At 55.6% G+C, this 21381-nt stretch carries 21 protein-coding genes; 14 read left to right on the top strand and 7 right to left on the bottom strand.

Annotated elements, in window-relative coordinates; genetic code table 11:
* Window positions 1-127: 127 nt before the first annotated feature.
* The gene (locus ACRZ9U_RS20165) at window positions 128-745 is read right to left on the bottom strand and encodes a TetR/AcrR family transcriptional regulator (RefSeq protein ID WP_170402103.1); all 618 of its coding nucleotides are present in this window, start codon (window positions 743-745) and stop codon (window positions 128-130) included.
* A 101-nt stretch (window positions 746-846) separates the two neighbouring features.
* Here ACRZ9U_RS20165 and ACRZ9U_RS20170 point away from each other — a divergent pair, with 101 nt between their 5' ends.
* Genes ACRZ9U_RS20170 through ACRZ9U_RS20185 form a run of 4 tightly spaced genes read left to right on the top strand, consistent with a single transcriptional unit; the run spans window position 847 to window position 6398 of the window.
* Window positions 847-1995, top strand: a complete 1149-nt coding sequence (locus ACRZ9U_RS20170; RefSeq protein WP_170402100.1) for an efflux RND transporter periplasmic adaptor subunit — start codon at window positions 847-849, stop codon at window positions 1993-1995.
* 3 nt (window positions 1996-1998) lie between these two features.
* A complete protein-coding gene (locus ACRZ9U_RS20175) occupies window positions 1999-5127 on the top strand; it encodes an efflux RND transporter permease subunit (RefSeq protein WP_170402097.1) in 3129 nt (1042 codons plus the stop codon).
* On the top strand, window positions 5124-5543 hold the full coding sequence (locus tag ACRZ9U_RS20180) for a DUF2141 domain-containing protein (RefSeq protein WP_170402094.1): 420 nt from the start codon (window positions 5124-5126) through the stop codon (window positions 5541-5543). Before ACRZ9U_RS20175 ends, ACRZ9U_RS20180 begins: the two co-directional genes overlap by 4 nt.
* A gap of 6 nt (window positions 5544-5549) precedes the next feature.
* A complete protein-coding gene (locus ACRZ9U_RS20185; protein ID WP_170392526.1) occupies window positions 5550-6398 on the top strand; it encodes an ABC transporter six-transmembrane domain-containing protein in 849 nt (282 codons plus the stop codon).
* A gap of 127 nt (window positions 6399-6525) precedes the next feature.
* Here ACRZ9U_RS20185 and ACRZ9U_RS20190 read toward each other — a convergent pair whose 3' ends face one another.
* Both ACRZ9U_RS20190 and ACRZ9U_RS20195 read right to left on the bottom strand, forming a co-directional pair.
* The gene (locus ACRZ9U_RS20190) at window positions 6526-7803 is read right to left on the bottom strand and encodes a tetratricopeptide repeat protein (protein WP_170402091.1); all 1278 of its coding nucleotides are present in this window, start codon (window positions 7801-7803) and stop codon (window positions 6526-6528) included.
* Window positions 7804-8023: 220 nt separating this feature from the next.
* On the bottom strand, window positions 8024-8206 hold the full coding sequence (locus tag ACRZ9U_RS20195; RefSeq protein WP_480902840.1) for a hypothetical protein: 183 nt from the start codon (window positions 8204-8206) through the stop codon (window positions 8024-8026).
* A 3-nt stretch (window positions 8207-8209) separates the two neighbouring features.
* Between ACRZ9U_RS20195 and ACRZ9U_RS20200 the strand changes: the two genes are divergently transcribed.
* Complete coding sequence (locus ACRZ9U_RS20200; RefSeq protein ID WP_480902842.1) at window positions 8210-8389, top strand: hypothetical protein; 180 nt, start codon at window positions 8210-8212, stop codon at window positions 8387-8389.
* A 96-nt stretch (window positions 8390-8485) separates the two neighbouring features.
* Here ACRZ9U_RS20200 and ACRZ9U_RS20205 read toward each other — a convergent pair whose 3' ends face one another.
* The gene (locus tag ACRZ9U_RS20205) at window positions 8486-8698 is read right to left on the bottom strand and encodes a hypothetical protein (RefSeq protein WP_170402087.1); all 213 of its coding nucleotides are present in this window, start codon (window positions 8696-8698) and stop codon (window positions 8486-8488) included.
* Between ACRZ9U_RS20205 and ACRZ9U_RS20210 the strand changes: the two genes are divergently transcribed.
* From ACRZ9U_RS20210 to ACRZ9U_RS20250, 9 genes are all read left to right on the top strand, one after another.
* Window positions 8675-9790, top strand: coding sequence for an MHYT domain-containing protein (locus ACRZ9U_RS20210; RefSeq protein ID WP_170402085.1), 1116 nt, complete (start codon window positions 8675-8677; stop codon window positions 9788-9790). The genes ACRZ9U_RS20205 and ACRZ9U_RS20210 overlap by 24 nt on opposite strands.
* 111 nt (window positions 9791-9901) lie before the next feature.
* On the top strand, window positions 9902-10756 hold the full coding sequence (locus ACRZ9U_RS20215; RefSeq protein WP_170402082.1) for an FAD binding domain-containing protein: 855 nt from the start codon (window positions 9902-9904) through the stop codon (window positions 10754-10756).
* Window positions 10757-10768: 12 nt separating this feature from the next.
* Window positions 10769-11263, top strand: coding sequence for a (2Fe-2S)-binding protein (locus ACRZ9U_RS20220; protein WP_170392521.1), 495 nt, complete (start codon window positions 10769-10771; stop codon window positions 11261-11263).
* The gene (locus tag ACRZ9U_RS20225) at window positions 11260-13689 is read left to right on the top strand and encodes an aerobic carbon-monoxide dehydrogenase large subunit (RefSeq protein WP_170402079.1); all 2430 of its coding nucleotides are present in this window, start codon (window positions 11260-11262) and stop codon (window positions 13687-13689) included. The genes ACRZ9U_RS20220 and ACRZ9U_RS20225 overlap by 4 nt, the downstream gene beginning before the upstream one ends.
* 46 nt (window positions 13690-13735) lie before the next feature.
* Window positions 13736-14611 carry an AAA family ATPase gene (locus tag ACRZ9U_RS20230; RefSeq protein ID WP_170392519.1) on the top strand — a complete coding sequence of 292 codons (876 nt, stop codon included), beginning with the start codon at window positions 13736-13738 and terminating at the stop codon, window positions 14609-14611.
* Window positions 14608-15789 carry a VWA domain-containing protein gene (locus ACRZ9U_RS20235; RefSeq protein ID WP_170402076.1) on the top strand — a complete coding sequence of 394 codons (1182 nt, stop codon included), beginning with the start codon at window positions 14608-14610 and terminating at the stop codon, window positions 15787-15789. Before ACRZ9U_RS20230 ends, ACRZ9U_RS20235 begins: the two co-directional genes overlap by 4 nt.
* Entirely contained in the window at window positions 15786-16568 is a 783-nt protein-coding gene (locus tag ACRZ9U_RS20240) for an XdhC family protein (RefSeq protein WP_170402073.1), read from the top strand. The genes ACRZ9U_RS20235 and ACRZ9U_RS20240 overlap by 4 nt, the downstream gene beginning before the upstream one ends.
* A complete protein-coding gene (locus ACRZ9U_RS20245; protein WP_170402070.1) occupies window positions 16561-17169 on the top strand; it encodes a nucleotidyltransferase family protein in 609 nt (202 codons plus the stop codon). The genes ACRZ9U_RS20240 and ACRZ9U_RS20245 overlap by 8 nt, the downstream gene beginning before the upstream one ends.
* A gap of 102 nt (window positions 17170-17271) precedes the next feature.
* A complete protein-coding gene (locus tag ACRZ9U_RS20250; RefSeq protein ID WP_170402067.1) occupies window positions 17272-17724 on the top strand; it encodes an SRPBCC family protein in 453 nt (150 codons plus the stop codon).
* Window positions 17725-18529: 805 nt separating this feature from the next.
* Here ACRZ9U_RS20250 and ACRZ9U_RS20255 read toward each other — a convergent pair.
* The 3 genes from ACRZ9U_RS20255 to ACRZ9U_RS20265 form a co-directional block, all read right to left on the bottom strand.
* Window positions 18530-19945, bottom strand: a complete 1416-nt coding sequence (locus ACRZ9U_RS20255) for an FAD-binding oxidoreductase (RefSeq protein WP_170402064.1) — start codon at window positions 19943-19945, stop codon at window positions 18530-18532.
* Window positions 19946-20063: 118 nt separating this feature from the next.
* Window positions 20064-20321, bottom strand: coding sequence for a DUF4242 domain-containing protein (locus tag ACRZ9U_RS20260; RefSeq protein ID WP_170402061.1), 258 nt, complete (start codon window positions 20319-20321; stop codon window positions 20064-20066).
* 27 nt (window positions 20322-20348) lie between these two features.
* Window positions 20349-21381: tetratricopeptide repeat protein (locus tag ACRZ9U_RS20265; protein WP_480902851.1), on the bottom strand; the 1033-nt coding region annotated here is incomplete at its 5' end.

A 21381-nucleotide genomic window follows, 5' to 3' on the forward strand; every position in this document is an offset into this window, starting at 1 on the left:
CAACTTTCTTTTGACCTCCCGCGCGTTTCGGCCGGCTCAAAGTCGATCTTTGCTGCCTAAATGAATGTCTCAGGCAGTTCCCTTTGGCTGACATTCACGAAATCCAAAACGACACGCTACCCACGTGCTAATGACGTGCCAGCAAGGAACTCATAATAAAGTCTTCAGCGCACACAATGATCCCGGTCATAGGCATTTCTGACAGTACACTACGATATGCACTACCTTCCAGAACTTCGATCACCAGTTGTGACGCCTGAAGGGGATCCGGAACGGTGCGCAATTCACCGCCAGTAATTCCTCGCTTCACTACGGCTTCCAGGGCCTCAGTCAAACTCGATCGGTTCTCGACGAACAGCTGCGCGATGTCCGGTTGACGAACTGCTTCGCTCGAAATTTCCAACGTGAGAATAACGTTTTCTGGCGCAGCAAGGTATTTTGCGTAGGCCTTGATGAACTTTCTTATGACTTTGGGCGCGGGCGCATCTGAGTTCAGGATTTTCAGAAACGGCTCCATCTCGCGGCGTTCAAGTATTGCGATTTCTACAAGCACATCATGTTTGCCGCGAAAATGATTATAGAGATTTCCAAGGCTGACGCCCGCCCGCGCAGCGATATCGCGGACGCCTGTCTGATGATAGCCGCGCTCAAGGAAACACATAACTGCGGCCTCCAAAATCTGGTTGCGACGCTTGGCTGTTGCCTTTTCCCGGATTGATTCCGGCTTCCTGGTGTCTTCGGACATTTTTTCAACTTAATATTGAACGAACGATCGTTCATAGTATATGACACTCTATCGAATGCCACAAGGTGCAATGGATTCGGCGGCACAGGAAAGACTGGTCTATGACAGACAAAACTTTGGAAACTCGGCAAAGACCGACCCGGCGGTGGCTTTGGATTGGACTATCGTTGGCACTGTTTGTAGCGATCGCCATCCTCCTGTTTGATACAGAAGATACAATTGATGTTCAGGCAACAACGACCTCACCTCCGCCACCGACCGTCTCGGTCGTCACAGTTGCTTCAGCAACCGTACAAGCGCGGGTTTCGGCGTTTGCCGAAGTTCTGCCTCGGTGGGATGCCAAGCTGCGATCTGCTGTGTCCGGGCGCATCATTGCAGTGCACAACGCTGCTTTGGCAGGGACTAAGGTGGAACGGGGTGCCCCTTTGTTTTCAATCGAAAATGCACCTTATCAAAGCGCCGTTGCAGCCGCTGAGATGGAGCTTGAGCAAGCGGAACTGGCGTTATTGCGCGCGCAGAACAAAGTGACAGTCGCGCAACGACAGTTTGACCGGGATGAAACAGAACCGCCAAACGAACTGGCTGTGAATCTGCCGCAATTGCGCATTGCCGAGAAATCCGTTGCAGCTGCGCAGGCACGGCTGAATGCGGCGCGAAATGAACTGAAGGACGCGGAGGTTGTCGCCCCTTTTTCGGGATTTGTAACCCATCGCTTTGCCAGTCTGGGCCAGACGGTCAACCCAGGCGATGCCCTGATACACCTTTCGGACGACCAGCAATTCGAACTGGTCGCCGAGTTTAGTCAGGCGGACTGGGCGTTGTTGGATCATCCGATCTCTGGCGCCACTGCTGATCTGACACAGCGCTCGGGCGGAGCGTTGGGGCGGGCTCAAGTCCGGCGTGGAGGAGGGTTTCTGGATCAAGACACACGGCAGGTGCGGGTCTTTCTGGATGTCACAAAGCCCGATGAACGCATACTCGCCGGAGACTTCCTGCAGGTTCACATACCCGGACGCCGGATCTCGGACACATTAACCCTACCCGAAAGCGTCCTGACCCGTGCGGGATACATTTGGCTTGTAGACGATAAGGACCAATTGCAGAGGCTTAGCCCGAACATCCTGTTCCGCAGCGAAAGTACAGTGACGGTATCGGCTCCCGAAGGGACCGGCCCGTGGCGCGTGGCCAAAACACCTTTGGCCTCGTTTCTGCCGGGTCAGCGGGTGACGCCGCAATCAGATGGAGGCTGAGCCATGCACGCTCTGACATCCTGGTTTATCCGAAATCCGGTCGCTGCCAATCTGATGATGGCACTGATCCTATTTCTTGGGGTGCAAACGCTGCTGAACATTCGGATCGAAGGCTTCCCCCGCATTCCGCCGGAAAGTGTTACAATCGCGATCGAGTTTCCGGACGCCACAGCCGAACAGGTTGATGAATTGGTGACCCAGAAAGTTGAGCAGGCCCTCGAAGGTTTGGAGGGCGTGCGTAGTGTGACCTCACAATCCCAAAATAACCTAAGTGTCGTGACTGTCCGTCGCGCAGGTGGCCAGAAACTACAAGCCGTCCTGGATCGTGTCCGTATTCGGATCGACGGCTTGACTGATCTGCCTGATACTGCTCGCCGACCCGAGATCGAAGCCTCGGGTTTCGATTTCCCGGCGCTGTATCTGAACTTGTTCGGAGAAACAGACCCCGCCACATTGCAGAGCTTGGCGCAACGCCTGAAAGAAGAGTTGCTGGCGCAACCGGAATTGTCGCGGTTGCAAATCTGGGGCCTGATACCGCGGGAATTGCGCATTGAAATCGACCCGGCGTTGCTGCGCCACTATGGGTTGACGGTTTCGGATGTGACCCGTGCCATCGAAGGGAATTCGCTGGCCTTTCAGGCAGGTCGTCTGAGGACCGATGGCGGTACGATCTATCTGCGGGCCGATGACAGGGCGAAATACGTGCCGGAATACGCAGCTCTGCCGATCATCGAACGTGACGACGGGTCCTATGTGCCTTTGGGCGATATTGCCAAAATCGAAGACGGGTTTCAGGACGGCGAGTACCTGTTTCGCCTGAACAGCAAACCAACCGTAGGGATGGAGGTTCTGGTCGGGCAGAGGGAAAACCTGCTGGAGATCAGTGATGTCGTGCGCAGCACGGTTGACGAGTTCAGCCGACAGCTGCCGTCGCAGGTTCAGGTCGAGATCTGGGGTGATAGCGCTGGCTACATCTCGGACCGCCTGGCGCTGTTGCGCTCAAACGGGGTGCAGGGTTTGATCCTTGTGACCCTGATGCTGTCGATTTTCCTGAACGTGCGTTTGGCCTTCTGGGTTGCCATGGGCATTCCCGTTTCGGTCATGGGGGCGCTTGCTGTCTCGGGCTCGAAATGGGTGGACTATTCGCTGAACGATGTCACGACTTTTGGTCTGATCATTGCCTTGGGAATTCTGGTCGATGATGCCGTTGTAGTCGGCGAAAGCGTTTTTGAAGAACGCCGCAAGGGGAAGGACCCGATTAGGGACACGGAACGCGGCGTGCATCGCGTGGCCGTTGCGACCGTCTTTGGCGTGCTGACCACAATCGCAGCCTTTTTCCCGATGCTGTTGATCGACAATCCGCTGGGCAAGGTACTTGCCGGGTTCGCGGGCATCGTGATCCTGACGCTGATCTTTTCGCTTATCGAAAGCAAATTCATCCTGCCCGCCCATCTGGCGCAGGTTTCGATGCGGCAAGAGCGTCGATACCTGCTGACCCGCTTGTGGGGGCGGGTACAGGATTCTGCGCAGGGCGGGTTGTACTGGGTGCGGGATCGCATCTACCAGCCTTTGCTCGTCGCGGCGGTGCGTCAGCGCTATGCCGTGCTGATCTTGTTCATTGCCGCCGCAACGCTGGGGCTTGGCCTGATGTACAAGGGCAAGGTCAGGACGGTGTTCTTTCCCGAGGTGCCCGGTCAGGTCATCACGATGAACCTGGAAATGGATGCCCGCGCCCCCTTTGCACTGACCCGCACGAACGTGAATCGGATCGAAGCCGTGTTGAACGAGCTGAACGTCGAGCTTGCAGAAGAGGCGAGCATGTCTGCTCCACCCGTTCAGACAGTATTCACCATCATCAACAGCGCTGGAAATGCGCAAGTATTCGCTGAAATGATCCCGGTAGCTGAGCGTCCGAATGTCCCGATCCTTTCCGTGGTCCGCGAATGGCGCGACCGGGTCGGTGCGGTCGAGGGCGCCACCGAGTTGGAGTTCACCGGATCGGAAACGCTTGCCGGAGGGTTCCGAATCCGGTTGGCGTCAAAAGACGAAGATCTTCTGCAGCAAGCCAGCGCTGAAATGAAAGGTTTCCTGTCGAACATCGAGGGCGTGGCAAATGTAAGGGATGGGTTGGTGGGCGGCCAACCTGAACTGAAACTCCGCCTGCGCCCGGACGCGCGGCACCTTGGTTTTAACGCCGAGGCTCTGGCCAGACAGATTGGCTATGGGTTCGGCGGGGCCGAGGTGACCAAGGTCAGACGCGATGGGTCCGAAGTCCGCGTAGTCGTACAGAACGCGCGTGAAAACCGCGATACGTTGGCGGATCTGGTGCAGACCCGGTTGCGCAGCGCATCCGGCGCCTGGGTGCCGCTTGAGACCGTCGCCGAAATCGAGGGCACCTATGCCTCTGGCACTATCGATCGCCGTGACGGCAAGCGCATGAACATCGTAGCCGCGTCCATCGACCGCGACCTTGTTGCTCCCGAAGAGGTGGGGCAGGCGGTGTTCGAGCAGCTGGTCCCGAAACTCCGTGCCAAATATCCCAGCGTAACCGTCCTGCCGGCCGGTGAACTGGAAGAGATAGCCGATATAAGCGATGGCCTGAAGCGCGCGCTGTTGCTGGCAGCCGTTCTGATCTATGTGCTGATGGCCGTGCCGTTGAAAAGCTATTGGCAGCCTTTCGTCATTCTGGCCATCGTGCCATTCGGCTTTATCGCAGCCGCCGTCGGGCACCTGATCATGGATGTCTCGCTGTCGCTGTTTTCGTTCTTCGGCATGCTTGCTCTGACCGGTGTGATTGTGAACGACAGTCTGGTCATGATCACCCGCTACAATCAGGCGCGAGAGGAAGGTCAGCCCGTGAATCTGGCGCTGAGAAGCGCAGGCATTGGACGTTTCAAGGCGATCTTTCTGACCACCGCAACTACAGTGATTGGTCTGCTGCCTTTGCTGACCGAAACCTCTGAGCAAGCGCAGTATCTGATCCCTGCGGCAATCTCTTTAGCTTTTGGAGAACTCTTCGGCACAGCCCTCATGCTGCTGCTGGTGCCGGTACTGATCGCCATCACCGAGGATGTCATTGCCATTCTCAAGTCACCCCTTCCGCAGCCTCCTGAAGAAAGGACAAAGCCATGATACGGAACCTTCTAGCCCCTGCATTCGCCGTGATAACGCTTGCGACACCGGCCTCCGCCGAGGGTCTGAATGTGACTGTGGACGGCATCCGCAACGCCAAGGGCAACATCGTGATCCTTGTATTCGATAACGCGCGCGCCTTTGACAGTTTGGATGTCTGGAGCGCCATTGACTACGCCCAGATTCCGTCACGTAAAGGCAGCGTCAGCCATGAGTTTTCTGACCTGAACGCGGGCCCATACGCTGTGCTGTTGTTTCATGACGAAAACAAGGACGATGACCTGAACATGACTGAGACAAAACTGTTGGAGGGGCTGGGTTCAACAGGTGCCTCAGACCCTCAGGACGAGCCGGATTTCAAGGCTGCCTCGGTTTGGCCGGGCGATGTGCGTGTTCGCATTCACTATGATCAGTAGTGCGCCATGCTGACAGATCGACAACTGACAATCGGCACGCTTCTGAGTGTGTTCCGCTGGCGCGTAGGGCTTACGTGGTTCCTGATCCTGGCTGAAACTGCCATGACGGTTCTGATTCCGCTGTTCGTCGGCTTCGCCATAGATGGATTGCTGAGCGAAGATTTTGAGCCCTTTGTGCAGTTAGGTGCGCTCATGGTTGCCCTCACTATGATCAGCGTGATCCGGCGGATTTACGATACACGTGTCTACGGTATGATCCGTGTCGAATTGGGCAAGGCGCTTGCCGCGCGGTTTTCAAATCTTCCAATTTCGTCGCTGAACGCCCGGATCGGCATGGGGCGCGAACTGGCCGACTTTCTTGAGGAGATCCTGCCCTCGGCAATCGCGGGGGTGGTGCAGTTCGTCGTATCAGCAATTTTGCTGTTTTACTTCTCGCCAGTTCTGGCCCTGTCTGCCTGTGGAGTTCTTGTCGGAATGATATCTGTGTACGCTCTGTTTCATTCGACGTTTTGGCAATGGAACCGTGCGCTGAATGAGCAAATGGAGCATCAGATCAGTGTTCTGGAACAACGACGTGACCGTCCGGTTTTCGTCCACCTGAGTAAACTGCGCCGGTTCGAAGTAAAGCTCTCGGATACCGAAGCCGTTCTGTATGGCGTAATCTTCATTCTGTTAATAGGTCTGCTCCTATTCAACCTGTGGTTCGCGACCCAAAACCTGGATGCGACACCGGGCATGATATTTTCGATTATCAGCTATTCGTGGGAGTTTGCGGAAGCCGCACTTGCTTTGCCCGTCACCTTACAATCCTGGTCTCGCCTGTCAGAAATTACGACCAGGTTGCAGAGCGATTGATCAGGCTTGCATACCATAAATGGCGTGATTCGGGATTTGTAATCAGGAAGTAACCAGTCCATTCCGGTCGTGCGTAGCCTAGCTAAAGGAGGGGTAAGAAGAGCTGATAAACTAGAGCTTTGTGAATTCAGACAAAGCCTGCAACGGGCGCATTATGACTGAAGATCGGGCGTCGCGCTGTAATCGTTCGATGAGCTTCTTGAATATGGCCGGATTTCAATAGCAGATTCAGGTAAGTCAGCTCCAAAAGGTCACGCTGTGCGCGGCTGCCACCCAGACGAGCGTGATCTGCCATGACCGGTGTCAGCTGTTGCAGCGCATCCGTCCAATCTTGTCGCGCAATCGCGCCCCACGCACGCGCCACCGGGCGAACAAGATCTGACGCAAAACCCAAGCTTGTTTCGGTCAGAACCGCAAGGCGTTCTCCTTCCCCTGCCATTGCATGAGCCAGTGCGCCATGTATGTCTGCAAAACTCATGCCTGGGTTTGGAAAAAACCGTGATGCGTATTCACTCAGGTCGCGCCAAAGTTTGGGCGCAACTGTTAGACCCGCAATCTCAGTGCGGTGCAAAAGTGCAGCAGCATCGGTTAGAACATTTATCGGCAACGAATAGGACGCTGCGGGTGCGATAGCCCCCTCGTAAATCGTCCATAGCTCAGCCTCATCCCCTTGCTCCAAGGCCCACAGAGCGCGATGCCAACTTAAGTGGCCGTGCAATACCGAGCGCACATCATAATCCGCGATCCAGTCGGCAAGGTATGCGCGACCGGCCTCTCCATAACCTTGCTCGTAGAGTGTGTGCGCTTTGAAGTGTGACGCGTTTGCATTGGCGTTGTTCAAAGCGAGCGAGCCGTCCATCATGGACATGGCCTCATCAAGCCGCCCAACTTCGCACAGCGCCTGACCGTGTACGCTCATAACCCACCAGTCTTCGCCCAAGGCATCAAATAATTTGGTCGTGTAGGCAAGTTGCGTGCTTTCCCGACCAGGCTCACCCGATGTCCCAATCAAACCAAAAATGTTGGTACAGATCTGCGCGACAAGGACATCGCGGGGGTGATGAGCAGCGTGCTTCAGAACTGCGCTTCGTGCCTGTGAAACACGTCCCTGAAGCAAGAGATCGAATACCGCGAGATGACCCTCCTCGCGCTCAGTCAACCCAGATGCGCAGGCGCGGGCCGACGCCATTGCCTCTTGAGCGCCAGACATATCGTTTTCATACATTCGAGCTCGAGCAAGCCCAACGTGACCGAGGGCGAAGCCGGGATCGGCCGTGATGGCGGCGGAAAAAGCTTCGCTTGCACCAAACGTTGCTGCAAGGATGTGATCAAGCCCCGCGACATAGGCATCCCGCGCCTCTGGCAGGCTGGTCGTCAACGTCAGTCCATATCGGTCAACCAGCATCTCCACACTCCCACTTTCGTCAGCATACTCAAACGTGCGTGCTCGCAACTGCCCAACGCTAGCACAAAAAGCGAAACCATAAGCACTATTGTGGATAATCGATTGCTATAGGGATCGAACCATCGGTTAACGGACTGGCCTTCTGGCCTTCACTGCTGATTGAAAAGATATTGGTTGAACCAAGCGTGCCTCATGGCATTTCTTTGCCAATAGGGTTGTCCTAAGGAGGCACAGTGATGAGGTGCACATTGCCTACCAAGTATATGGCGATGGCTTTCTCGCTGCGTTTGACGGACCCGGCTAGGCGATCCATCGTGGCAAGGCGATTGGCGATGCCATTTCCACGCTGAATCTGGAAGTTCGCATAGGGGTTCACACAGGCGAAGTCGAAGTTTCTTTGCATTATGTGCGCGGAATTGCCGTTAACATTGCAGCGCGTATCTCTGAATTGGGCGGAGGCGGCGACATCGTCGTTTCCAGAACAGTAAAAGATCTGGTGGCTGGGTACGGTCTGGACTTCGAAAGTCTTGGAACAAAAGAACTGAAGGGCTTATCCGAAGACTGGCAAGTTTTTAGAGCGGTCTAAAGGCATCTCTAGCCATTCCACCCAACAGCTTTTGGAAGTCACAAATTAAACATCAAATGATGACGGCGCGTGGGGCCGAGCAGATCTTCATTAGCCTTAAATTGTGGTTTTCACCCAATCAATATGAACGGCGGATTTGGCCTCAAAGCCGCCGAATAGCAGCATGCTAGCCACCTCGGCACGAATGCTTCGGAGCTGGGCATCGCCTAATGTGTAACCGCTCTTTGAACGTCCGACATCGTTGATCCATTTGCCAAACGCATACTTTTTAGCCAATTTGCGACAATGGAGTTTCTCGACGTCAGCCACAACAGTTTCCTCGTCGCCATGTCCTGCATCGTTGCCTTCGTGGCAGGGTTTACAGGATTGTCGATGACGCGAGATCTTTCGACGAAGCCGGTCTTTGAAAAGAAGGCCTCGGTGGCTCTTGCGGCTGTTTCGCTTGGCGGTGGAATCTGGGCCATGCACTTCGTGGCCATGCTCGGGCTTCAGATGCCGGTCCTGTTCTATTACGACGCTGCAATCACACTTGTGTCTGCCCTTGTCGCGATCCTGCTCGTCGGGGCTGCGCTTATTCTGTTGCATTTCACCGAACGCAACCGCGCCACGATTGCGATGGCAGGAGGCGTCGTTGGGTTGGGCATCTTGGCGATGCACTATATTGGCATGGCTGGCTTGGAGCTTTGCCGGGCAGTGTATACGCCCAGTGGCGTCATCTTGTCCTCGATTGCTGCAATAGCGCTTTGTATGCTGGCTTTCGCGATTGCCTACGGGCAGCGAACAAACAGAAACATTTTGCTGGGCACATTGTGTTTTGCAGTGGCGGTTTGCACCGTTCATTTTCTTGCTCTGGCGAGCACCCGTTTCGTCGCCGTGCCAAGTGGGGTTGAGTTTGGCCCGTTGATGAGCAACGAGACGCTGGCCATTGGCGTAATCCTGTTCAGTTTCATCATATTTGGTGCTTGCTTGTGGGTCAGCGTGACCTACCTGCCAGGACCTTCGAGGAAAGACCCGGAGCCAACAGAAGCGACCGTGGATGTAAAACCATTGCTGCAAATTCCTTGCGAACGGGATGGTGGAAAGGTCTTCATCTCTGCCGAAGATGTTCTGTTTTTGCGCGCGGATGGGCACTACACCCAAGTTTACACCGAAACGGATCGGTTGTTTTGTGTCTGGCCAGTGACCGAGGCCGCCAAGCGATTAGTGCCCACCGGATTTCTCCAGACCCACCGCAGCTACCTTGTCAATCCTCAGCGCGTGGCGCGGTTTGAGCGTACCAAGGATAAGGGCCGATGCCTGTTCGACGGGGATGGTTTACCACCCGCACCGGTCAGTCGATCCAAACTCAAGACGGTTCAGGATGCGCTTGCATCGCAGGTGGGCGCAATTCGTGCGACCTAGGGCGCATTTCGTGCAAAATACCTGTTTTTTGTTGATTTACTGAAGCGTCGCCAACCAAGCGCATGCAGTGATCCTTTCAGCCAGAACATTTGCTTGAAGGGAGGAGAGCCGATGATTCCAGCGGCATTCGAATACTACAGACCCAAGGACATGGCCGGTGTGCTGTCGATCCTGGAAGAGCATGGCGATGATGCCCGCGTGATGGCCGGTGGGCACAGCCTGATTCCGATGATGAAGCTGCGGATGGCGGATGTGCCGCATCTGATCGATCTTCAGGATGTTGGCGGCATGTCTGATATCGAGATCGGAGGTGACAGTATCCGCATCGGTGCGATGGTCACCCAGCACGCGATTATTGATCACGAAGCACTGGCTGACGCCGCTCCGATTCTGCGCGAAGCTGCCCTTCAGATCGCAGACCCGCAAGTCCGATACATGGGTACAGTTGGTGGCAACGTGGCCAATGGCGACCCCGGCAATGACATGCCCGGCCTGATGCAGTGCCTGGATGCGCGTTTCACTGTCGAGGGTCCTGACGGGGAACGCGACATCGCTGCCCGCGAGTTTTACGAAGCCGCCTACATGACCGCTCGGGAAGACGAAGAAGTGTTGACTTCAGTCACCATCCCAACGCCGCATGGCGGTTACGCCTATGAAAAACAAAAGCGCAAGATTGGTGATTATGCTACCGCTGCTGCTGCAGTCCAGATCGTGAAAGAAGGTGGCACCTGTGCCTCCGCCTCGATTGCAATGACCAATCTGAGCGACACACCGGTCTTTTCCGAGGCGGCTGGGGCCGCTCTGGTTGGCACCGGCGTCGATGCAAATGCCATTAAGACCGCTGTGGCCGCCATGCTCGGTGATATTGACCCCACCGAGGACAACCGCGGCCCCGTCGCTTTCAAAAAACACGTGGCAGGTATCATTCTGACCCGCGCCATTGAGCGCGCCTGGTCGCGTGCGTGAGGAGATCGTCCGATGTCAAAGAAACAACACTACAAGATCACGGTGAACGGCAAGGAAGAGGAATTCCTTGCCGAGCCACGCGAACTTCTCATCTACACGCTGCGCGAGCGGCTCAACATCACCGGCCCGCATATTGGTTGCGAGACTTCCCATTGTGGCGCTTGCACCGTCACCATTGATGGTAAATCAGTCAAGTCCTGCACCATGTTCGTGGCGCAGGCCGATGGCAAGGATATCACAACCATCGAAGGCATCGGCGGGCCTGACGCGCTGCACCCGCTGCAAGAGGCGTTTAAGGAACATCATGGGCTGCAATGCGGCTACTGCACACCGGGCATGATCACACGCGCGGCAAAGTTGCTCGAAGAGAACCCGAACCCGTCCGAGGAAGAGATCCGTTTTGGCATGGCAGGTAATATCTGCCGCTGTACCGGGTATCAGAACATCGTGAAGTCCATCAAAGCCGCAGCGGCCGAGATGAATGCAGCCAAGGAGGCGGCCCAATGAATGACATGACACCAGATCGTGAGGAACGCACCGCGAACCTCAAGGGCATGGGCTGTTCGCGCAAAAGGGTCGAAGATGCCCGCTTTACTCAAGGCAAGGGCAACTACGTCGATGACGTGAAGCTTGACGGGATGCTCTTTGGAGATTTCGTCCGCTCTCCCTACGCTCACGCACGGATCACCAACATCGATACGGCGGCAGCGCTTGAAGTGCCCGGCGTTCTCGCTGTGCTGACCGCCAAGGACCTTGAACCGCTCGGCCTCCATTGGATGCCGACGCTGGCCGGCGACAAGCAGATGGTTCTGGCCGATAGCAAGGTTCTGTTTCAAGGCCAGGAAGTGGCGTTTGTGGTGGCCGAAGACCGCTATGCGGCGGCAGATGGAATCGAGGCCGTCGAGGTCGAATACGAAGAGCTTGAGGTTCTGGTCGATCCGTTCAAGGCGATGGAATCAGAGATAGTTCTTCGTGAAGACACCGTGGGCGAGGATGGCAAACCAATCGATGGAGCACATGGTCCTCGAAAGCATCACAACCACATCTTCACGTGGGAAGCGGGCGACAAGGATCCAACATTCGAGACAATCGACAATGCCGAGGTCGTTGCCGAAGAGACCATGTATTACCACCGTACGCACCCATGCCCACTGGAAACCTGCGGCTGTGTCGCCTCAATGGACAAGGTCAATGGCAAGCTGACTCTTTGGGGCACGTTCCAGGCGCCTCATGCTATCCGCACTGTGGTCAGCCTGATTTCCGGGATCGAGGAACACAATATCCGTGTGATCTCTCCCGATATTGGCGGCGGGTTTGGAAATAAGGTTGGGGCCTATCCGGGCTATGTGTGTTCGGTCGTCGCCTCCATCGTCACCGGCAAACCGGTAAAGTGGATCGAAGACCGGATGGACAATCTGATGACCACCGCCTTTGCCCGCGACTATTGGATGAAGGGCCGCATTTCTGCCACCAAGGACGGCAAGATCACCGGGTTGCATTGCCATGTGACAGCGGACCATGGTGGATTTGACGCCTGCGCCGACCCAACCAAATTCCCGGCGGGTTTCATGAATATCTGCACCGGATCTTACGACATCCCGACTGCATTCCTTGAGGTTGATGGCGTCTACACCAACAAAGCGCCGGGCGGGGTCAGCTACCGTTGTTCCTTCCGCGTGACAGAGGCGGTTTATTTCATCGAACGGATGATCGAGGTGCTGGCGATCGAGTTGAACATGGACGCGGCAGATTTGCGCCGGATCAACTTCATCAAGAAAGAGCAATTCCCCTATCAGGCTGCGCTTGGCTGGGAATATGACTCTGGCGATTATCACACTGCATGGGACAAAGCGCTCAGCACCGTCGACTACGAGGGATTGCGCAAGGAACAGGCCGAGCGTGTAGAGGCGTTCAAACGGGGCGAAACGCGCAAGCTCATGGGAATCGGTCTCAGTTTCTTCACTGAGATCGTGGGTGCCGGCCCAGTGAAGAATTGCGATATCCTGGGTCTCGGCATGTTCGATAGCTGCGAAATTCGCATCCATCCAACGGGCTCTGCAATTGCACGGCTTGGAACGATTTCGCAGGGGCAAGGCCACGCGACGACATTCGCACAGATACTGGCCTCCGAGATCGGATTACCTGCCGATAGCATCACCATCGAAGAGGGTGACACCGATACCGCGCCCTATGGTCTGGGCACCTACGGCTCGCGCTCGACCCCGGTTGCCGGGGCGGCTACGGCCATGGCTGGCCGCAAGATCCGCGCCAAGGCGCAAATGATCGCGGCCTATCTGTTGGAAGTGCATGACGATGACGTCGAGTTCGACGTCGACCGTTTCGTGGTCAAAGGAGCGCCCGAGCGGTTCAAGACCATGAAAGAAATCGCGTTCGCCGCCTACAATCAGGCCATTCCAGGGATTGAGCCAGGGCTTGAAGCGGTCAGCTACTATGACCCGCCGAACATGACTTATCCGTTCGGTGCCTATGTCTGCGTGATGGATATTGATGTGGATACAGGCGTGCCAGACATCCGCCGCTTCTACGCGCTGGACGATTGCGGTACCCGGATCAACCCGATGATCATCGAAGGACAGGTGCATGGCGGCCTGACCGAAGCACTCGCCGTCGCTTTGGGCCAGGAAATCGCCTATGACGATCAGGGCAACGTGAAGACGGGCACGCTGATGGATTTCTTCCTGCCGACTGCATGGGAGGTTCCGAATTACGAGACCGACTACACCGTCACGCCGTCGCCACATCATCCCATCGGTGCGAAGGGCGTGGGCGAAAGTCCGCATGTGGGCGGGGTGCCATGCTTCTCCAACGCGGTGCAGGATGCGTTCCGGGCCTTTGGTCTGCGGCATACCAACATGCCACATGATCACTGGCGGATCTGGAAGACCGCCAATGAGCTTGGCCTGCATGGCTAAAGGCGAAAGGCAGGGCGGAGACGTTCCGCTCTGCCCGGAGACACACATGACCTGGACCGATTTACAATCCGCTCTTGAAGGGCAGGGCTATGTCGCATCCGACGACCTAGCAGTTGCTCTCCATTTGGCGCTGACGTTGGAGCGGCCCCTTCTTCTGGAGGGCGCCGCGGGCGTAGGTAAGACAGAGGTCGCGCGCACCCTGAGCGATGCGCGCGACACTAAATTGCTCCGACTGCAATGCTATGAGGGGCTCGACGCCGCGCAGGCCATCTACGAATGGAACTACCAGCGGCAATTGCTGACGATCCGCGCCGCCGCCGAAGATGGTGAGACGGGCAAAAGCGTTGAGGAGCGTATTTTTTCCCGTGATTTCCTGTTGGAACGCCCTCTATTGGCCGCCATTACCCAGGACACGCCGCCTGTTTTGTTGATTGACGAAATTGACCGCGCTGATGTGGAATTCGAAGCCTACTTGCTGGAAGTTCTGGCCGACTATCAAGTGACTGTGCCAGAACTCGGCACCATCACGGCCTCTAGTAAGCCGATCGTGATCCTGACATCAAACGGCACACGCGATCTATCCGATGCACTGCGTCGTCGCTGCCTTTACACCTATGTCGATTATCCGGACCGACAGACAGAACTTGCAATCCTCAAAGCCCGCTGCCCTGCGATTGAGGCGCGTCTTGGCGCGCAAGTCGTAGGCTTTGTACAAAAGCTTCGCGAGGAGGAACTGGAAAAGACACCCGGCATCGCTGAGATGCTCGATTTTGCTGCCGCCTTGATGGGACTTGGGATTGCGGATCTGACCAACGATCCAACCGTGTTGCACTCCACCTTAACCACGCTGCTGAAAACTCAAAGCGATCAGGCACAGATCACCGCCGAAGTCGCGGCCCGTATCGCGGGGAAGGCCGCATGAGCCGGGTTTCCAAATTTGCGGCGCGTGATCCGGGGCCAGCGGCCCGTGTCGCCGGGTTCATTGCGCATTTGCGCCAGAACGGCCTGCGCCTAGGTGTGGCAGAGGCAGAGCTTGCCTTGCTTGCCCTCGGCGAGGTCAATGCCGTTGTCCCGAATGAAAGCCGTCGCGCGTTACGGGCCATCTGCACAGGATGCAAGGATGAGGCCGAACGGTTCGACAGCCTCTTCGATAGTTTTTGGATGGATTCCGGTCGGGTGAAGCAAAGGGCCGTGCCCAAAGCGCAGTCTGCGCTCAGCGATGACGTGCATTCCTCTCGTCAAGCCAAGGGTCAGGATATGGGCGCATCGGGCAGCGCCATCGCTCCTGATTCCGGTGACGGCGAGGCCGACAGCGACGGCACCGGTAAACTTATCGCAACTCAGCAACGCAATCTCAGCCGCCGCGATCTGCGTGATCTGGTCCGCGCGGATGATATCGCAGAGGCCGAAGCAGTTGCGCGTCGCATCGGTGCCGCTTTGCGCGACCGACGTTCGCGCCGTCGGATCGCCGCCCGCAAAGGCGACCGCCTGCATTTTCGCAAGACCATTCGCCTGAGCCTTGCGACAGGAGGGGAACCTCTGCAGCTCTTGCGCAAGTCTCGCCCAGATCGCAGCCGCAAAATCGTAGCGCTTTGCGATGTATCGGGATCGATGAGCGTCTATGCACAAGTTTTCCTTGCTTTTCTCGCTGGGCTGATGCGCGCTGACAAAGATGCCGACGCTTATCTTTTTCACACACGGCTGGTTCGCATCACTGAAGCATTGCGCGACAAAGACGCACTGCGTGCAATTGGTCGGATGTCGCTGATGGCAGATGGCTTCGGCGGTGGATCAAAGATCGGGCCATCGTTGCAACGCTTTGCCGATACCTATGCGCGGCGCTTTGTAGATGGCCGGTCTGTCGTAGTGATCCTGTCGGACGGCTATGATACCGAGCCACCCGCAATCCTGGCAGCAGCGCTTGAGAAGCTGAGAAAACGCGGCTGTAAGATCATCTGGCTCAATCCATTGAAGGGCTGGAGCGACTACGCGCCCGTAGCTGGCGGAATGGCTGCGGCCTTGCCTTATCTCGACCTTTTTCAACCGGCCAACACCCTTGCCGATCTTGCCGCCCTGGAACCAAAATTGGTGACGCTATGAGTCCGGCAGAGATCCTAGACACGGACCTTGCCGATGCGGCACAAGACCTGCGTGACCGGCAAGAACCTTTCGCCTTCGCGACAATCGTGCGCACTGCGGGGGCGACGGCGGCCAAGCCGGGTGCTAAAGCGCTGCTCAGCGCGGACGGGACAATCCTGCATGGATGGCTTGGTGGCGGATGCACGCGTGGCGCGGTCAAACGCGCTGCGGTAGAGGCTTTGCGCGCCGGTCAGCCGCAACTGGTTTCTGTCGCGCCCGAGGAACTCCTGGAAGAAATGGGCGTGATAGCGGGGGATGAGATCGACGGGACGCGCTTTGCGCGCAATGGTTGCCCGTCAAAAGGCACCGTCGACATTTTTATCGAGCCCTGTTTGCCAATGCCCGAACTTGTCGTGCTTGGCGCATCCCCTGTGGCCCAAGCGCTTGGTTCCCTGGCACCGCAATTCCACTGGTCGGTTTCTGGCACCACGTCGACTGATACGACGTGCAATCGACGACGCTTCGTTGTCATTGCGACGCAAGGCCAAGGAGATTTGGACGCGCTCAAATCCGTACTGACAGATTTGCCCGACTATGTTGCCTTCGTCGGAAGCGCTCGGAAATTCGCGACACTGGCTGAAAAACTAAAGACCGCCGGCATAACGCCCGAGGCCATCAACACCGTCCACGCCCCGGCGGGTCTGGACCTGGGGGCGGTCACGCCCGAGGAAATAGCGCTGTCGATCCTTGCGCAGTTAGTACGTGTCAGACGGCAGACTGTGGGGCTTGCCGATGGCTGATGTTGCCGCGATCCTTCTGGCCGCCGGTCTTTCCCGGCGCATGGGGGCGCAAAACAAGCTGCTGTTACCAATAGACGGCGTACCGATGATCCGCCGTGTAGCCATGGCTTACTTAGGCGCCATTGATACTGACCTGACGGTGGTAACAGGACATGAGGCGAGCGCCGTGCGCCGGGCATTATCAGGGCTAGCTGTTTCTTTGGTTCACAATGCAAACTTCACCAGCGGCCAGCAGAGCTCGGTTGCCACGGGATTGCATTGTGCACCTGACGCCCATCTGCTTCTGATCGGCTTGGGTGATCAGCCGCTATTGACCACTCAGGATCTGCAAGATCTGATTGCCGCTCACGTTGCAGGTGATGCGACTAAAGTGACGATACCTGTCCACAACGGCGCACGAGGCAATCCAATTACTATCCCGCAGCTATTGCGCCGGCGATTGCTGGAAAACCCCGTACGCCCCGGCTGCTTGGGCTTTACGCGCGATCATCCCGAACATGTACAAGCCGCTACGCTGCCATCGCCAGGGTTCTACACCGATGTCGATACCCCGGATTACTATGCGACCCATTTGGAAACCGCGAAGGAGCCGATCTCATGAGCCGACTTCTGATCTGGATGCGCAGGCGTCTTAAATCGCTCGAAATGACCACTGAACAAGCAGACAACATAAGATTTCCCTGTTGCTAAGAAGGACTAGAGTATGGAACTGAAGGACGAAATCATCATCAACGCCCCGAAAGATCGCGTCTATGCGGCACTGAATGATCCCGAGGTGTTGAAACAATGCATCCCGGGTTGTGAAGAACTAATCAAGCATTCTGATACTGAATTGGAGGCCAAGGTCTTGCTAAAAGTAGGGCCCGTAAAGGCGCGGTTCGGAGGCAATGTCACCCTGGATCAGACCGGCGCCCCTGATGCATTCTCTCTGTCTGGTCAGGGCAATGGTGGTACCGCTGGTCATGCAAAGGGTGGCGCAGATGTGACGCTGAGTGCAGACGGCGACACAACGATCCTGCGCTATGAAGCAAAGGCCGAGATTGGCGGGAAACTGGCTCAGCTCGGCAGTCGTTTGATCCAGAGCACAGCCAAGAAGCTCGCTGGAAAATTCTTCAAGTCCTTCGCTGATGTAGTAAATGAAGGCGCGATGATTTGATCTTAATGGGTGAGGATGAAGCGGTTCTGTAAGCTTGCTCCACCCGCGAACGACCAGAAAGGCAAATTGTACCGCCTGCGCAACAACAAACGGGCTGAAAAGTTGTTAGGGATTCCGAAGATCTTGGCCGTTTCGGTACTGCTTCGATCGGCGCTTTACCAAAACCTTTCCTTCGTACATTGGGGTCGTGATTAAGATTATTTAGATATCAGGCATCTTCGATGTATCACCCAAAGCGATGGTATCGAAAGTGAATCAATTCTAACTCTTTGCCGCCGAGAGTGTCGCAGGGAACCTCTACTGCAATAGGTTCAAGGAACTCCTTGAGGTTGGTAAGAAGCGTCTGATGGGTATTAAAGTTTGTTTCATTCAGCCTGATTCAACACCACGCTTGCCGATCTGTGTCGGCGTGAGGGAATTGCACTGAGTCTTCGGTTCCGACCAAATCTACGCCCGTGAATGAACGTATTGGCGACATGCGCTGCGCAGCGACAACAAATTTCTACACTTGCGACTGAATGCTGCGTCAGCGAAGTATGGAATTCGAATGACGGTTAGTTCCGCAAAGTGGACTTACATCGCGATTTTGCGAATGACCAAGTTGAGCCCAAAGCGGCCAAATGTTCGGCATTGCCCTTGCCTCTGCAGCGGGACAGGACTTTCGCCTAACAGTAGTAACACGAGCGTCCATATCTTGGACGGCAAAAATATCAGGAGGTCTGAGTAAGCAACCAGATATTTGTCATAAAAATCAAGCATAGGCTCCAAGGGTCCGTATGGATCAGTCTATCCAGATTGAATGGTCCTACTTGGGTAATATGTTGTGATTAATCCTGAACAGATTTGTTGGATCATAATTGCCCTTTATTTTCGAAAGTTTCTCACCATTCACACCGTACGCGCCAGCCATATGATCCGCTTCGTCTTCGGGCATAAAGTTAACATATGCGCTGCCAGACGAATGGGGTCGCATCTGATCATAAAGTCGCCGCGCCCACGCAATGCACTCACCATCCTTGTTCGGGTCCTCCCAACGAGTGTGAACATTCATTATGAAGTGTGCAGATCGTTGCGGATAAGCTGTTGAGTGGGATTCGATGCGCGCCATTGCGCCACCTACATGGGCAATAAATACTTCGCACGCAGGGTCGGGCAGGCTGGAAATCGCCTCGAGAAGACCTGTGATCGCATCCGAGGAAAGCGCATCGAAATCATGGCTTTTCCAATAGTTCCGAGCACCAGGTGTAAGCAATGCGTCGAATGCTGCTTGCCAGTCCACAAAGTTGTGAGGTGAGATAACGTCGGCTATTGGTTCTCCAAGCGCGCGCAAAGCCCCCATGGCTATTTCACCCTCGTCTATGGGGCCGCTGTAACAAGCTGCGAAAATCAGCACCTCTCTCCCATGCCACTCTTCTGGTAGGAACGGCAGGGGAGGAGCTTTTCGCATCACGCTCCAGACCGTCAGCTCATCCGGTGATTCATCTACAATGACTGCGAATTCTGCAAGAAGCTCTGCTGCCTTTGCGATCGGGTGAACGATCAGGCCGGACAAAACCTCGGGCCCAAGATCATGCAACTGGAACTCGAATGAGGTCACGACGCCGAAATTGCCACCTCCTCCGCGGATGGCCCAGAAAAGCTCCGGATGGCTTGTGGGCGAGGCGGAAACAATCGCCCCATCTGCCGTCACGACTTCTGCCGATAGAAGGTTGTCGATCGTCATTCCGAATTTCCGCGTCGTCCACCCAAAACCGCCGCCAAGGGTCAAACCCGCGATACCAGTTGTCGAATTGATGCCGACAGGGACTGCAAGCCCGTGAGCTTGAGTTTCACGATCCACATCGCCAAGCAACGCGCCTGGCGCAACCCGACCGGTCTTGTTGACAGGGTCCACGTGAACCGATCGCATTTGGGACAGATCGAGCAATACGGCCTCGTCTGCAACAGCGTGCCCCGCAATCTGATGCCCACCTGATCGGACTGACATTATGAGATCGGCGTCTCTTACAAAGTCCACCGCTTTCTGCACGTCGCTTGCGCCCATCGCTCGTACCACAAACCCAGGGTGACGTTCGAACATGCTATTCCATGTTGTTCTTGCGTCTTCGTATTCCGGAGTGCCCACTAAGTAGACGCCGCCGCGAAGAGAAGAGTTAAGCGCGTCCAAGGCGTCTTGATCCACACTTGCCGTGTTTCCGTCGAGTGTTTTTATGTCGTACATGCATAGGCCTCCCTGTTTTTAGGTCAGGCTTCTTGCGCAGCTGCCTCATGTAGATGTGAAGCCCGAGGCTTTGTCCTGCAGAATAATCGCCTCGGTTTAGGATTTGAGGTGCAAATAGTCAGGCGAAAATACCAGGATCTATATGATCTACCGGTGTAATGACATCGGCAGGAATGTTAAGGCGCTCCGCCGCTTTTCTGAGGCTTTCCTCGTCGGGGGCCTCATACAAACAGTATGTTTTACGCTTGTCTGCGCTGAGGAACGAGAAAATCCACTCGACCCCAACTTCGTCATTGATCTCTTTGATGTGAATTTTGTCGTCGTCGCTGACGTTCAGCTGTTCCGCAAAATTTCTCTCGATTATGTATCTTGGCATAATGCTCCCCCAAGCATGTAAATGGCTTTAAACAGCTACTCCTTCGAGCTTTGACCTAAGGGAAACCATACTCAATTGCTGTGAAATTGCCAACGCTTCCCCTTCCAGTTGAAACGCTAGTTCCAAATCATTCGTGCGGCCCCGTCGCCTAAGTGTGGATGCATATGCTGCTTTGCTGTGCGCAATCCAAGGAGGGCACTTCATGCGCGTGTCTATTTCGATGGCCTTTTGGAACATCCTCTCAGCGGTGTCCCAATTTTTCAGCACCGCTGCCAAATTGCCCAGACGTCTTGCAGCCGCCCCGGCGCAAACAGTCGTTGCACCTGCGGTGACCGTCAGCTCTTCGTATGGGGTCAGCATGTCATAGAGTGTCCCAGCATGTCCCAGATGCTCGACTGCGACGCAAATGTCAGCAAGATAAGACAATGTAGTTGAAAACATAGCATCAGCGGGCAGATCGAAGCCTTTCTCTGCCATTTCATTAAGTATGCGTTCAGCTGGTTCCTTGTAACCCAACTCGGCGGCAATAAGGCCAAAACCAGGTTTCCAAGAAATGTCTTCCGGGCTTTCAGTCATCAGCCTCTTGATAACCGGTGCGACTTCGTGCAGTCGGTTTTGTTCGCGGCGGATGGTAAACATCTGAACACCGAAGACGCCCTCAACATGTTCTCCGTGTGTCTCCCGACCAATTTTCACCGCTTCGTTGGCATGCTTCTCTGCCTGCTCAAAATCGCCGTCCATAATTGCAACCATGGCGCGCGCATGTTTCTGTACCCAGTAGAGTTGCAGGTGGTTGTCCTTTTCCGAAATCTCCGTCAGCAATTCGAGTGAATGATCCATCAAGTCGCGGTCGGCCATTTCAGCCCCGACAAACAGGCTAAGTGTCCGGTCCCGACCCTGATCAATACTCCCTAGGTTCTCGGCGACCCGATGCATTGCATCAAGGTTTTCACGCCAATGACGTATCTCTCTTCCTTTGCGCGCAACGAATGGCGCCCCATAATGCATCATCATCACCGAGAACTGGGATTTATAGTCCCCCAGTTTCGCGGCCAGTCCC

The organism is Ruegeria sp. D7, from assembly GCF_056534355.1.

What these genes read in the sequence shown, in the direction of transcription:
- ACRZ9U_RS20165 (WP_170402103.1), bottom strand. Translation starts at nt 745, where the DNA reads ATGTCCGAAGACACCAGGAAGCCGGAATCAATCCGGGAAAAGGCAACA.
- ACRZ9U_RS20170 (WP_170402100.1), top strand. Translation starts at nt 847, where the DNA reads ATGACAGACAAAACTTTGGAAACTCGGCAAAGACCGACCCGGCGGTGG.
- ACRZ9U_RS20175 (WP_170402097.1), top strand. Translation starts at nt 1,999, where the DNA reads ATGCACGCTCTGACATCCTGGTTTATCCGAAATCCGGTCGCTGCCAAT.
- ACRZ9U_RS20180 (WP_170402094.1), top strand. Translation starts at nt 5,124, where the DNA reads ATGATACGGAACCTTCTAGCCCCTGCATTCGCCGTGATAACGCTTGCG.
- ACRZ9U_RS20185 (WP_170392526.1), top strand. Translation starts at nt 5,550, where the DNA reads ATGCTGACAGATCGACAACTGACAATCGGCACGCTTCTGAGTGTGTTC.
- ACRZ9U_RS20190 (WP_170402091.1), bottom strand. Translation starts at nt 7,803, where the DNA reads ATGCTGGTTGACCGATATGGACTGACGTTGACGACCAGCCTGCCAGAG.
- ACRZ9U_RS20195 (WP_480902840.1), bottom strand. Translation starts at nt 8,206, where the DNA reads ATGCAAAGAAACTTCGACTTCGCCTGTGTGAACCCCTATGCGAACTTC.
- ACRZ9U_RS20210 (WP_170402085.1), top strand. Translation starts at nt 8,675, where the DNA reads ATGGAGTTTCTCGACGTCAGCCACAACAGTTTCCTCGTCGCCATGTCC.
- ACRZ9U_RS20215 (WP_170402082.1), top strand. Translation starts at nt 9,902, where the DNA reads ATGATTCCAGCGGCATTCGAATACTACAGACCCAAGGACATGGCCGGT.
- ACRZ9U_RS20220 (WP_170392521.1), top strand. Translation starts at nt 10,769, where the DNA reads ATGTCAAAGAAACAACACTACAAGATCACGGTGAACGGCAAGGAAGAG.
- ACRZ9U_RS20225 (WP_170402079.1), top strand. Translation starts at nt 11,260, where the DNA reads ATGAATGACATGACACCAGATCGTGAGGAACGCACCGCGAACCTCAAG.
- ACRZ9U_RS20230 (WP_170392519.1), top strand. Translation starts at nt 13,736, where the DNA reads ATGACCTGGACCGATTTACAATCCGCTCTTGAAGGGCAGGGCTATGTC.
- ACRZ9U_RS20235 (WP_170402076.1), top strand. Translation starts at nt 14,608, where the DNA reads ATGAGCCGGGTTTCCAAATTTGCGGCGCGTGATCCGGGGCCAGCGGCC.
- ACRZ9U_RS20240 (WP_170402073.1), top strand. Translation starts at nt 15,786, where the DNA reads ATGAGTCCGGCAGAGATCCTAGACACGGACCTTGCCGATGCGGCACAA.
- ACRZ9U_RS20245 (WP_170402070.1), top strand. Translation starts at nt 16,561, where the DNA reads ATGGCTGATGTTGCCGCGATCCTTCTGGCCGCCGGTCTTTCCCGGCGC.
- ACRZ9U_RS20250 (WP_170402067.1), top strand. Translation starts at nt 17,272, where the DNA reads ATGGAACTGAAGGACGAAATCATCATCAACGCCCCGAAAGATCGCGTC.
- ACRZ9U_RS20255 (WP_170402064.1), bottom strand. Translation starts at nt 19,945, where the DNA reads ATGTACGACATAAAAACACTCGACGGAAACACGGCAAGTGTGGATCAA.
- ACRZ9U_RS20260 (WP_170402061.1), bottom strand. Translation starts at nt 20,321, where the DNA reads ATGCCAAGATACATAATCGAGAGAAATTTTGCGGAACAGCTGAACGTC.